The sequence below is a fragment of the Xanthomonas sp. NCPPB 4467 genome (assembly GCF_041475665.2).
Taxonomy (GTDB): Bacteria; Pseudomonadota; Gammaproteobacteria; order Xanthomonadales; family Xanthomonadaceae; genus Xanthomonas; species Xanthomonas dyei.
In genome coordinates this window covers 4,990,113-5,002,350 of sequence record NZ_CM191260.1, presented here as the reverse complement: position 1 = coordinate 5,002,350, position 12,238 = coordinate 4,990,113, and the positions used below count along the sequence as shown (strand labels likewise).

Sequence of the window (12,238 nt, the reverse complement as noted above, 5' to 3'; positions counted from 1 at the left end):
TGCGGGTGTAGCAAGACACTTGGGATGTTGCAGCGATGCAGGCCCGTCAGCGGCGCGTGCTTTGGTGGGTGTTGGCGATCAATGTCGGCGCCTTTGCGCTGATGCTGGCAGTTGCGCTGCACAGTGGCGCCGCCTCGCTGCTGTCCGGCAGCCTGGATAATCTGGGCGATGCGCTCACGTACGCACTGAGCCTGGCGGTGGTGGGCGCCAGCCTGGCGGCCAAGGCGCGGGTGGCCTTGCTCAAGGCCGGGTTGATCCTGCTGGCGGCGCTGGCGGTGGCGGCGGAAATCGGCTGGAAACTGGCTCACCCGCAGTTGCCGTTGTTCCAGAGCATGGGCGTGGTGGCGGCGCTGAACGTTGCCGCCAATCTGGCATGCCTGCGCCTGCTGTGGCCGTACCGCAACGGCGACATCAATCTGGCGTCGGCGTGGGCCTGCTCGCGCAACGATGTCTACGAGGGCATTGCGGTGCTGGCTGCCAGTGCGGCGGTGTGGGCGTTCGGCAGCGGTTGGCCCGACCTGGTGATCGCGGTGGCGTTGCTGCTGCTGTTCCTGCGCTCGGCCTGGCAGGTGGCGCATGCAGCCTTGGCGGAGTTGCACCAGGCCTCTGCGATGGCGCAGGCCGGGGGCGGCTGATCGACGCCTGCGCACGCGGGCTCGCTGTAAGTGCTTGCGATACAAGGAATTGCCGTGCATAATGCGCGGCTCGCTGTGCCCGGATCGCTCCGGATGGCGGCACCCAGCGCGATGGGGTTGCCGGCCGGTTCCAGCGTAAGTTCTTGATTCCCAACGTTGCGTGGCAGCTTGATGCTGTCGGGGCCGCCGCTCCCCAGGCTATGGGTGGCAATTCATTTATCGAGGTGCGTAATGTCCCGCGTATGCCAAGTGTCCGGCAAGCGTGTGCAGACGGGTAACAACGTCTCCCACGCAAACAACAGAACCCGTCGTCGCTTCCTGCCTAACCTGCACGAGCGCCGTTTCTGGGTCGCCAGCGAAAACCGCTGGGTGAAGCTCCGTGTCTCCGCGCATGCATTGCGCACCATCGACAAGAACGGGATTGATGCCGTTCTGAAAGAGCTGCGTGCGCGCGGCGAAAAGGTCTGAGGAGTAAGCAGTCATGGCAAAAGGCAAGCGTGACAAGATTCGTATGATTTCCTCGGCCGCTACCGGCCACTTCTACACCACGGATAAGAACAAGAAAAACACTCCGGGGAAGATGGAAATGATGAAGTACGACCCCGTCGTGCGTAAGCACGTGATGTACAAGGAAGGCAAGATCAAGTAATCCACCGATTACGCGATCTGCATCCAAGCAAACACCCGCCGAAAGGCGGGTGTTTGCGTTTGGGGAATCGATCGCGCCGTGCTCGACTGCCGTAACGCGTTTGATCGGCCAACGTTGATGCACGGGTTGTGTTGCGCCCTGCAAACGTTGGGATGCAGTTTGGTTGGCTGCATTCGTTTCCCCCCTGCGGCAGAGGGTGAAGGGCGAACTGGTGGCGTTTCATTTCTGTAGGCGCGTGGCGACGCGTTTGATATCGCAGGCGGTGACACTCTCTGCGTCGCCCCTCATCCGCCCCGTCGGGGCACCTTCTCCCGCTGGGAGAAGGAATCGCTAGAGCCCACGCGCGCGCAATTGCGCGTCCAGGCGTGGATACACGCGTCGCGCGTTGCCTTCGAACACCTTGCGCTTGTCTGCATCGGAGATCGCCAGTGCATCGATATAGCGTTTGGTGTCGTCGAAATAATGCCCTGTCTGCGGGTCGATGCCACGCACCGCGCCGACCATTTCCGAGCCGAACAGGATGTTGTCGATGTCGATCACCTCGAACAGCAAGTCGATCCCGGGCTGGTGATACACGCAGGTGTCGAAGAACACGTTGCGCATCACGTGTGTGGATAGCGGCGGCTTGCCCAACATGTCGGCCAGGCCGCGGAAGCGACCCCAGTGATACGGTACGGCGCCACCGCCGTGCGGGATGATGAAGCGCAGCTGCGGAAAATCGGCGAACAAGTCGCCTTCCAGAAACTGCATGAAGGCGGTGGTATCGGCGTTGAGGTAATGCGCGCCGGTGGCGTGGAAATTGGCGTTGCAACTGCCGGACACGTGCACCATTGCCGGCACATCCAGCTCGACCATTTTTTCGAAGAACGGGTACCAGGCGCGATCGGTCAACGGCAGGCCGGTCCAGTGGCCACCGGATGGGTCTGGATTGAGATTGCAGCCGACAAATCCGAGCTCGGTGACGCAGCGTTCCAGCTCCTGGATCGAGTGCGCGATCGACACACCCGGCGACTGCGGCAGCTGGCACACGCCGATAAAGCTGTGCGGATACAGCTGCACCACGCGGCCGATGAGGTCGTTGCAATGCCGCGTCCATACCTGGCTCACGGCTTCGTTGCCGATGTGGTGCGCCATGGTGCTGGCACGTGGCGAAAAAATCGTCATGTCCGCACCGCGCTCGCGCAGCAGGCGCAATTGATGCTGCTCGATGCTGTCGCGCAGCTGATCATCGGAGATGTGCGGATACACCGGTGCCGGCAGATTTGCGTCGGTGTAATGCGCAATCTGCGCCTTGCGAAACGCATCGTGTGTAGCGGGTGCGGTGGTGTAATGGCCGTGGCAGTCGATGATCATGGCGATGCTCGTTGAAGTGCGGGTCGGATCCGTCGGATGCGTTCGGGTGAAGGCGTGCAGCGTGTGACAGCAGCCACTGCTGCGTGTGCGTCTGCCCAGCCGCCAGTCGCACGCAGTCTCTGAGCGGGTGTGCCATCGTTATCGCCCTCCACCACGGCGTCTCCGGAATGCGTTTGTCGCGGTGCGCGGCGATTCGACGGCACTGCATCAGTACGTGCATGCCGCTGCACGTGCGTCGTTTCCCGCTTCAAGCTGCACCCCAGGCCGCCCGACGCGCCCACCACGTAGGAGCGCACCGGGGCGCGACCGGCACTCGATCCGCTGCAGGTGCTGCTCCCCGTTTGCCACGCACCTGCCTGGCATATTCCCGGCCGGCAACGCGTTACCGAGATGTCACGGGACGTTGCGCCGATGTGCGATCCGCAGCGGCGCAAGCACACGCGCTTGCATGACAACGCAGACGACACCGGGCAGCACATCGACGATCGGACGTGTGCAGGGCGCGCACCACCATCCCCCTGCTCGAACCAGCCTGACGCTGGCAACACAGCCCGAGACTGGCAGTGCTTACCCAAACAACACCCCATCGAACAATTTGCGTGCCGTCCTGACCACCGCGGCGCGCACCACTGCGCCATGTGCATCGCGTTCGATGACGCAGCCGGTCATGCCGCTGGGGTGCTCCACGTCCACCTGCTGGATGTTGCCGCCGGGCAGCTGCGCCAGCGCGTGCGCGGGCGACTCCGGCAGCAGGCACGCGGTGGCGACGGTGACAGCGCCGAGCACGCCGATCGAGGCATGGCAGCGGTGCGGGATGAACGAGCGCACGCTGATCGCGCCACCGTTGCGCGGTGCGGCCACCAGCATCATCTTCGGCACTGTCGCTGCACTGACATCGCCCAACTGCATCACCGGGCCGGCCTGCAGGCGAATGGATTCCAGCCGTGCTTTGAGTGCGTCATCCGCATCCAGCGTGGCACGGTCTTCATACCCGCTGATCCCGACATCGGCAGCGCGCAGCACCACGCATGGCATGCCGTTGTCGATCAGCGTCACCGCCACGCCATCGAGCATGTCCACGGCGCGCCCGGTGGGCAACAGCGCGCCGCAGGAGGAACCTGCGATCTCGGCGAATGCCAACGCAATTGGGGCGGCAGTGCCCGGCACGCCGTCGATGCGCGCATCGCCCGCATACGTGACCCGGCCGCCGGGCGTGCGCACGGTGGCCGTTGCCAGGGTGCCGGTGTTGCGCATGAAGATGCGCACGTCGGTCTGCCCGTCGCGCGTGGGCAGCAGGCCGCGCTCCAGCGCGAAGGGCGCCACGCCGGCCAGCATGTTGCCGCAATTCTGCGCATCGCTGACCTGCGCCTGCTCGACCGCCACCTGTAAGAACAAATAGTCCACATCGGCATCGGCGCGTGTGGAGCGCGACACCACCGCGACCTTGGAGGTGAGCGGGTCGGCGCCACCCATGCCGTCGATCTGGCGCAGGTCCGGCGAGCCGAAGGCACGCAGCAGCAAGGCATCGCGTGCTGCAGTGTCGGCGGGCAAGTCGTCGGCGAGAAAAAAGCCGCCCTTGGAGGTGCCGCCGCGCATCCACATCGCGCGCACCTGCTCAGACATAACGCAGCCCCTTGGCCGCCAGGCGCTCGCGCATGGCGTAGAGATCCAGGCCCAGTTCGCCGCGCGCCAGACGTTCGCGCTTGATCAGTTCGCGCGCTTCGCGGGCCTGCGCTTCGGCCAGCACGGCGGCCGCAGTGGCGCACGGCACCACGCACACGCCATCGTCGTCGGCCACCACCACATCGCCGGGCTGGATCAGTTGCCCGGCGCAGACCAGCGGTACGTTGACCGAGCCCAGCGTCTCCTTGATGGTGCCTTGCGCGCAGATGGCGCGGCTCCACGCAGGGAACTGCATGGCGGTGAGGTCGCGCACGTCGCGCACGCCGGCATCGATGATCAGCCCGCGGCAGCCGCGCGCCTGTGCCGAGGTGGCCAGCAGATCGCCGAAGTAGCCGTCGCAGCAGTCGCTGGTGGGCGCCACCACCAGCACGTCGCCGGGCTGCAGCTGTTCGATGGCCACATGCATCATCCAGTTGTCGCCCGGCGGTAACGACACCGTGATCGCGGTGCCGGCGATGCGGCAGCCGGCGTAGATCGGGCGCAGCCGGTGGTGCAACAGGCCGCTGCGGCCCTGCGCCTCGTGCACGGTGGCTACGCCGGCCGGTGCCAGCCCGTCCACGAGGGCGATCGGGGTGCGCGCAACCTGGGTGACGACCTGGCTCATCCATCCGTCCTCGTTAGTGTTGCCCCAAGTCTGAGCGGCAAGAGTCAATCAGCTCAAGATTCATTTGAGGTATGCGTATTGATTTTGCTTATAGTTAGAGCATGCCGCCGACGCCCGAGCCGAACCTGCGTCATCTGTATGCCCTGGTCGTGGTGCACCGGCTGGGCAGCATCAGCGCGGCTGCGCCGCAGGTGAATCTGTCGCAGCCGGCCTTGACCCAGGCGGTGGCGCGCCTGGAACAGCAGCTGGGTGTGCGGCTGTTCGAGCGGCAGCCGGGCGGGATGGCCGCCACCGAAGCCACCCAGCTGGTGGTGCCGCGGATCGAGCGCGCCCTGGCGCATCTGGGGCGTGGCATCCGGGTGGCGCGGCGTGCGCTGCGGCTTCCGGCGCGCCCCGGTCTGGAGCGACGGGTCTCGTTGGGCCAGCTGCAGGCGCTGGTGGCGGTGGACGTGGCAGGCAGCTATTCGCTGGCGGGGGTGCAGCTGGGCGTGTCGCAGCCGGCGGTCTACCGCGCGGTGCAGGCGCTGGCCGATGTGATCGAGGTGCCGCTGACCGTGCGCCGCGGCAAGGCGATGCAGCCCACGCCGGTGGCGGAGCGGTTGCTGCGGCAGGTGCGGCTGGCGCTGGCGGAGATACGTGCAGCGCTCGATGAAGTGGCCGCGCTGCGCTCGCAGCATGCCGGGCGGGTGGTGGTGGGGGTGATGCCGCTGGCGCGGGCGATCCTGTTGCCGCAGGCGTTGGCGCGGTTTGCGCGTGCGCACCCGGCTGCCAGCATCGGCGTGGTGGAAGGTCCGTATGCGGAGTTGCTGGCGCATCTGCGCGAGGGCGGGCTGGATTTGCTGATCGGTGCATTACGCGACCCGCTGCCGGTGCGCGACGTGCTGCAGGAGCCGCTGTTCGACGACGAGCCGGTGATCGTGGCCCGCAGCGGGCACCCGTTGGCGGGTAAGGCGTACCCCTTTGCGCAGCTGCTCGACTACCCCTGGGTGATGGCCGCGGCGGGCACGCCGGTGCGCGAGCGCTGGGAGCGCATGTTCCGCGACCGGCAGCTGGAGCCGCCGCCGCTACGCATCGAATGCGGCGCCGAGCTGACCGTGCGCGGCCTGTTGCTGGAAGACGATTGGCTGACCCTGATGTCGCGCGACCAGTTCCTGTTCGAGCGCCGCGCCGGCCTGTTGCGCGAGATCGGCAGCGCCGGGCCGCGCTTGCGTCGGCAGATCGGCATGACCACGCGCAGCGACTGGCACCCCACGCGCGCGCAGACCGCCTTCGTGCAGACGCTGCGGCAGGTGTGCGCCGAGCGCGTGCATCCGGCGGCGGCAGATGCCGGCCCGTTTCGCCATTGCCTCCAGCCGATGGGCACCGCGCCGTTGCGTTTACGCGCAGCCGGGTCAGAATCGGCTTCCTCATGAGAATGGAGCGCTGATGCTGCCCGACTGGTCGCAAGGCACCTGGCTGCTGGCACTGGACTGGGCGATCCGCCTGGTGGCGCTGCTCTGGATTCCCAGCCGCACCACGCCTGGTGCGGCGCGCAGCTGGCTGTTGTTGATCGGCTTTGTGCCGGTGGTCGGGCTGCCGCTGTATCTGTTGCTCGGCCAACCGTGGGTGTCGCGGCTGCGCGTGGAGCGGCAGGCGACCGCCTCGCAGGTGATCCGCGAGCAGCAGTTGCCCTTGCATGCGCTGCGCTGGACGCCGCAGGCCGACAGCAGCAGTGCCGAGGTGGTGCCGCTGATCGAACGGCAGGGCGACTTCATGCCCACCTTAGGCAATGCGGTGGAATTGCTCGACGACTACGCGCAGTCGCTGCAGTCCCTGATCGCCGCCATCGATGCCGCCGAAAAACGCGTGCATCTGCTGTATTACCTGATGTTCGACGATGCAGTGGGCGATGCGGTGGTGGCGGCGCTACAGCGGGCAAGCGCGCGTGGCGTGCGCTGCCGCGTGCTGCTCGATGCGGTAGGCGCCAAGCGCGGCCTGCGGCGTTATCGCAAGCGCTTGCAGGCCGATGGCATCGAGGTGCTGGCCGTGCTGCCCGGTGGGTTGCGCTGGCGTCGCAGCGGGCGCATGGATCTGCGCAATCACCGCAAGATTGCGGTGGTCGACAACCAGGTGGGCTTTGTCGGTTCGCAGAATCTGGCCGACGCCGGCTTTATCGATGGCGTGCCCAATCGCGAGCTGGTGGCGCGCGTGCGCGGGCCGGTGGTCAATCATCTGGAAGCGGTGTTCGCCAGCGACTGGTTCACCGAAACCGGGCAGCGCCTGGATGTCTGGCCGGATGCGCCTGTCTGCGAGGCCAATATCGCCACCCAGTTATTGCCCAGCGGGCCGGCGTATCCGTTCGAAAATGCGCGCGATGCGATCAATGCGATGATCCATCTGGCACGACGAAGAGTGGTGCTGGTGACGCCGTACTTCGTGCCGGACGAAGCCTTGCTGAGCGCCTTGCGCATCGCCGCAGTGTCGGGCGTGGATGTGCAGCTGATCCTGTCCGAGCGCAACAACCAGCGGCTGGCGGCGTGGGCACAAGATGCGTATTTCGACGAACTGCTGCGCTGTGGAGTAAAGATTGCGCTGTACCGCCCGCACTTCCTGCATGCCAAGCACCTGAGCGTGGACGACGACATTGCGCTGGTGGGCTCGATCAATCTGGATATCCGCTCGTTTGCGCTCAACGCCGAGATCGGCATGGTGTGCTACGACCGCACCGTGGTGCAGCGGCTGCGGGACATCGAACAAGACTATCTGGCCCACGCGCGGCAGCTGGATCTGGCGCAGTGGCAGCGCCGTCCGGCCTGGCGACGCAGTCGCGAAGGCATCGCGCGGCTGGCCGATGCGTTGATGTAGTAGCCTGCGGTCAGTCCGGGCGCATCACCTGGAACACGTTTCCCTCCGGGTCGCGGCCGTCGTACATCTGGTAAGCGAAGCCCGCATCGCGTTTGAGTTCATCCACACGCACGCCTGCGCTGCGCAGTTGCTCGCGATGGGCGGCCAGATCGGAGGCGATGGCGAACACCAACTTGGTGGTCGAACCTGCCGTCGGTGCCCCGTTGGATGCGGGCGATGACGGCTGCTGTCGGTCCCTGTCGCCCATCAGGTGCAGCGCCAGTTCGATCTGGCCCGCCGCCAGCACGACCCACTGATCGGTAATCTCCTCGATGACCGGAGGCGCGAAGTGGGTCTGGTAGAACGCCTTGGCCACGGCGACCTCGCGGACATAGATGATGCGCCTGACCAATGCGATGGACATCCTGTGGGCCTCCCGCGGCGTTTGCCGAGCGTGCGCGGCTGATCGTACGTATTCTGATGCCGAGACGGGTGGCAACCGCTCCGCCCCTTGGAGCGGCTGGCGACGCGCCTGCGCAGCCAAGGGGTGCGGTGACCGAGGGGTCTGGTGCAGCCATCGCCTACAATGCGGCAATGAACACATCGCGTGATCCCGGCGTTGCAGCGATCGCCATCGTCGGAGGCGGCGCTTCCGGCGTGCTGGTGGCATTGCAGCTGCTGCATCAGGCAACCACGCCGCTGCGGATCGTGTTGATCGAGCCGCACCCGGTGCTGGGCGAGGGCGTGGCGTATGCCACCGCACGCCCCGAGCATCTGTTGAACGTGCCCGCCGCGCGCATGAGCGCGCTGGCCGATGCGCCGCAGGATTTTGTCGACTATCTGCGCACGCACGCATGCTGCCCGGAGCTGGACGACGCGCAGCTGCCGCAACAGTGTGTCGGGCGCAGGCATTACGCCCCGTACCTGCGCGATCGTCTGCAGGCCGCGCGTGCAACCAGCCCTGCGACCTTGCGCGTGCGCACCGCACGTGTGCAGACCCTGCAGCCCAACGCAGACGGCGCGCTGTTGCAGCTGGATGACGGACACACCGTGCAGGCCGCCGCCGTGGTGTTGGCGGTCGGTAATGCGCTGCGCCCGTTGCCGTTGCGTGGTGCCACCGGCCTGTCGGCGGCGCAACGGGTGGAAGCCTGGGATACCGAGGCGGTGGCCGCGCTACCGCACGACGCTGCCGTGTGCATCGTCGGTTCGGGGCTGAGCATGGCCGATACCGTGGTGACGCTGGCCGCGCAGGCACATCGCGGCGCGGTGCATGTGGTGTCGCGGCATGGTCTGCTGCCCTTGCCGCATGCGCATGGCGCCGCCGCAGACTTCGACCCGCAACCGCTGCTTGCGCTGCCGTTGCGCGCACGCATGCGTGCGTTGCGCCAGCACGCCGGCGTGGCGCTGGCGCAGGGGTTGCCGTGGCAGAGCGTGATGGAACGCATCCGACCATTGAGTCAGGCCTTGTGGCAGACCTTGTCGGCGGCCGATCAACGCCGTTTCCTGCGGCATGTGGTGCGCTATTGGGATGTGCACCGGCATCGCATCGCTGCGCCGGTGCATGCGCAGTTGCAGGCGATGCAGGCGCGTGGGCAACTGCAGGTGCATCGCGCGCGGCTGGATGTGGCCTTCGAGGTAGGTGCATGCGTGCGCGTGAGTGCCGGCGCCGCCAGTGCCGGGCATGCGTTGCAGCTGGATGTGCAGACCCTGGTCAATGCCACGGGCGTGGAAATGCGCGTACAGGCGATGCGTAACCCGTTGTTGCAGCAGTTGCTGGGGCAGGGCATTGCGATGGCCGGCCCGCACGGCATCGGCGTGGATACCGCTGCCGATGCCAGCCTGATCGATGCCAACGGCCACGCGAACCCGCGTCTGCGGGTGATCGGCAGCCTGCGGATCGGTTCGTTGTGGGAAAGCCTGGCAGTGCCGGAGCTTCGCGAACAGGCTAAGACGATTGCGCGCGACGTGCTGATGCTGCTGCGGCGCTGATCGATCGGCCCCGAAATTCAACGGGAGCCGGGTGTTGTTCCCTTCTCCCATCGGGAGAAGGTGCCCCGTAGGGGCGGATGAGGGTGCGTGCGAAGCCTCGCAATTCCAACCGCTTCATCGCAATCTCAGCCGCAGCGACGTCACAACCGGTAAAATGCGCCGGTGGATGTCTCTCATTTGCTCGATCATTTAAACCCCGCCCAGCGCGAGGCCGTTTCCGCGCCGCCGGGGCATTACCTCGTGCTGGCCGGCGCCGGCTCCGGCAAGACGCGCGTGCTGATCCATCGCATCGCCTGGCTCAACGAAGTCCAGGGCGTGCCCAACCACGGCATCTTTGCGGTGACCTTCACCAACAAGGCCGCCGGCGAGATGCGTCACCGCACCGACCTGCAGCTGCGTAACGGCAGCCGCGGGATGTGGATCGGCACCTTCCATGGGCTGGCGCATCGGCTGTTGCGCCTGCATTGGCAGGACGCGCGGCTGCCCGAAGGCTTCCAGGTCATGGACAGCGACGACCAGCTGCGGCTGGTCAAGCGCGTGGTGCAGTCGCTGGAGCTGGACGAGAGCAAGTATCCGCCCAAGCAGATGAGCTGGTGGATCAACGAGCAGAAGGACGAAGGCCGCCGCCCGCAGCATATCCAGCCCGAGCCCAACGACGATTGGACCGAGGTGCGCCGGCAGGTGTATGCGGCCTATCAGGAACGTTGCGACCGCTCCGGGCTGCTGGATTTCGCCGAGCTGCTGCTGCGCGCGCACGAACTGCTGCGCGACACCCCGGCATTGCTGGCGCATTACCGGGCACGCTTTCGCGAAATTCTGGTGGACGAGTTCCAGGACACCAACGCCATCCAGTACGCCTTCGTGCGCGTGCTGGCCGGCGAGACCGGGCATGTGTTCGTGGTCGGCGACGACGACCAGGCGATCTATGGCTGGCGCGGTGCCAAGGTCGAGAACGTGCAGAAGTTCCTCAAGGATTTCCCCGGCGCGCAAACGGTGCGGCTGGAGCAGAACTACCGTTCCAGCGCCAATATCCTTGGCGCGGCCAATGCGGTGATCGCGCATAACCCGTACCGTATCGGCAAGCAGCTGTGGACCGATTCCGGCGATGGCGACCCGATCGATCTGTACGCGGCCTACAACGAGGTGGACGAGGCGCGCTATGCGGTGGAGCGTGCGCGCCAGTGGGTGCGCGATGGCGGCAGCTACGGCGAAGTGGCGGTGCTGTATCGCAGTAATGCGCAATCGCGCGCGCTGGAAGAAGCGCTGATTTCCGAGCAATTGCCGTACCGCGTGTATGGCGGCATGCGCTTTTTCGAGCGCGCCGAAATCAAGGATGCGCTGGCCTACCTGCGCCTGCTCACCAACCGCAGCGACGATGCCGCCTTCGAACGCGCGGTCAATACGCCCACGCGTGGTATCGGCGACCGCACGCTGGACGAAGTGCGCCGGCTGGCACGCGCCAATGCGTTGTCGTTGTGGGAAGCGGCAATGCTGGCCACGCAGGAAAACAGCCTGGCTGCGCGTGCGCGCAATGCCTTGGCGACCTTCCTGAGCCTGGTCGGCCAGTTGCATGCCGAAACCGGGCAGATGGAGCTGGCCGAACGCATCGACCACGTGCTGATGCGCTCGGGCTTGCGCGAGCATTGGGCCAAGGAAAGCCGCAGCGGGCTGGATTCGGAATCGCGTACCGAGAACCTGGACGAACTGGTGTCGGTGGCCTCGCGCTTCACCCGGCCGGACGACGAAGACAGCCAGGGCATGACCGAGCTGGTTGCGTTTCTGGCGTACGCCTCGCTGGAAGCCGGCGAAGGCCAGGCGCAGGCCGGCGAAGAAGGCGTGCAGTTGATGACGCTGCATTCGGCCAAGGGTCTGGAGTTTCCGATCGTGTTTCTGGTCGGCCTGGAAGATGGCTTGTTTCCGAGTTCGCGGTCGCTGGAAGAAAGCGGCCGGCTGGAAGAAGAACGGCGTCTGGCGTATGTGGGCATCACCCGCGCACGGCAGAAGCTGGTGCTGTGCTACGCCGAATCGCGCCGTATCCACGGCCAGGACAACTACAACGTCCCATCGCGGTTCTTGCGCGAGATCCCGCGCGAGCTGCTGAACGAAGTGCGCCCCAAGGTGCAGGTTTCGCGCACCGCCTCGTTGGGCGCAGCACGTGGCGGGCAGGTGCACGGAATCGTGGAGACCGCGCCGATCAAACTCGGCGCCAATGTCGAGCATCCTACCTTCGGCGGCGGCGTGGTCGTCGATTACGAAGGCAACGGTGCGCATGCGCGCGTGCAGGTGCAGTTCGACGAGGTAGGCGCCAAATGGCTGGTGATGGCGTACGCGAATCTGACGGTGATGTAGCTAGGCGATGGCGCGCTTTCTCTTCTTCCTGCAGGCAGGTGCGGCGCGCAGTTCCGGATGAGGGTGGGGCGCGGTGACGGAGCGTCATCTTCGTGTCCAGGCCGTTCCAGCACCGTATCGCGCCGTTGTGCGCTGCCCGATGCATTCGCCACA

Annotated in this window: 11 protein-coding genes; 7 read left to right on the top strand and 4 right to left on the bottom strand. The window is 66.2% G+C overall.

All coding sequences use genetic code 11. From position 1 onward, the window contains the following. The first annotated feature begins 35 nt into the window (after positions 1-35). The 3 genes from ACCQ06_RS22005 to rpmG all read left to right on the top strand — a co-directional run bounded on the left by ACCQ06_RS22005 (position 36) and on the right by rpmG (position 1,284). Complete coding sequence (locus tag ACCQ06_RS22005) at positions 36-635, top strand: cation transporter (protein WP_316689426.1); 600 nt, start codon at positions 36-38, stop codon at positions 633-635. Between the two features lie 231 nt (positions 636-866). Continuing rightward, on the top strand, positions 867-1,103 hold the full coding sequence (gene rpmB / locus ACCQ06_RS22000) for a 50S ribosomal protein L28 (RefSeq protein ID WP_002809459.1): 237 nt from the start codon (positions 867-869) through the stop codon (positions 1,101-1,103). 13 nt (positions 1,104-1,116) lie between these two features. Next, positions 1,117-1,284 carry a 50S ribosomal protein L33 gene (gene rpmG, locus ACCQ06_RS21995; protein WP_002809462.1) on the top strand — a complete coding sequence of 56 codons (168 nt, stop codon included), beginning with the start codon at positions 1,117-1,119 and terminating at the stop codon, positions 1,282-1,284. Positions 1,285-1,614: 330 nt separating this feature from the next. Here rpmG and ACCQ06_RS21990 read toward each other — a convergent pair whose 3' ends face one another. The 3 genes from ACCQ06_RS21990 to ACCQ06_RS21980 form a co-directional block, all read right to left on the bottom strand. Beyond that, positions 1,615-2,637 (bottom strand): amidohydrolase family protein, encoded by a 1,023-nt coding sequence (locus tag ACCQ06_RS21990; protein ID WP_228323734.1) that lies wholly within the window; start codon positions 2,635-2,637, stop codon positions 1,615-1,617. Between the two features lie 567 nt (positions 2,638-3,204). Further along, entirely contained in the window at positions 3,205-4,260 is a 1,056-nt protein-coding gene (locus ACCQ06_RS21985) for a 4-oxalomesaconate tautomerase (protein WP_316689325.1), read from the bottom strand. Beyond that, positions 4,253-4,924, bottom strand: a complete 672-nt coding sequence (locus ACCQ06_RS21980; RefSeq protein ID WP_316689324.1) for a 4-carboxy-4-hydroxy-2-oxoadipate aldolase/oxaloacetate decarboxylase — start codon at positions 4,922-4,924, stop codon at positions 4,253-4,255. The genes ACCQ06_RS21985 and ACCQ06_RS21980 overlap by 8 nt, the downstream gene beginning before the upstream one ends. 101 nt (positions 4,925-5,025) lie before the next feature. Here ACCQ06_RS21980 and ACCQ06_RS21975 point away from each other — a divergent pair, with 101 nt between their 5' ends. Together ACCQ06_RS21975 and cls are read left to right on the top strand one after the other, a co-directional pair. Further along, positions 5,026-6,336, top strand: a complete 1,311-nt coding sequence (locus ACCQ06_RS21975) for a LysR family transcriptional regulator (protein ID WP_316689323.1) — start codon at positions 5,026-5,028, stop codon at positions 6,334-6,336. Between the two features lie 13 nt (positions 6,337-6,349). Beyond that, positions 6,350-7,768: a cardiolipin synthase gene (gene cls / locus ACCQ06_RS21970; RefSeq protein ID WP_228323738.1), complete on the top strand. Its 1,419-nt coding sequence runs from the start codon at positions 6,350-6,352 to the stop codon at positions 7,766-7,768. Positions 7,769-7,778: 10 nt separating this feature from the next. Here the strand turns inward: cls and ACCQ06_RS21965 are convergent, their stop codons facing one another. Further along, entirely contained in the window at positions 7,779-8,171 is a 393-nt protein-coding gene (locus ACCQ06_RS21965; RefSeq protein WP_104615132.1) for a VOC family protein, read from the bottom strand. 170 nt (positions 8,172-8,341) lie between these two features. On the opposite strand from ACCQ06_RS21965, the gene ACCQ06_RS21960 reads away from it, so the two are divergent. Together ACCQ06_RS21960 and uvrD are read left to right on the top strand one after the other, a co-directional pair. Next, positions 8,342-9,736, top strand: coding sequence for an FAD/NAD(P)-binding protein (locus tag ACCQ06_RS21960; protein ID WP_316689322.1), 1,395 nt, complete (start codon positions 8,342-8,344; stop codon positions 9,734-9,736). Positions 9,737-9,898: 162 nt separating this feature from the next. Further along, positions 9,899-12,085 carry a DNA helicase II gene (gene uvrD / locus ACCQ06_RS21955; protein WP_316689321.1) on the top strand — a complete coding sequence of 729 codons (2,187 nt, stop codon included), beginning with the start codon at positions 9,899-9,901 and terminating at the stop codon, positions 12,083-12,085. Positions 12,086-12,238 lie beyond the last annotated feature (153 nt).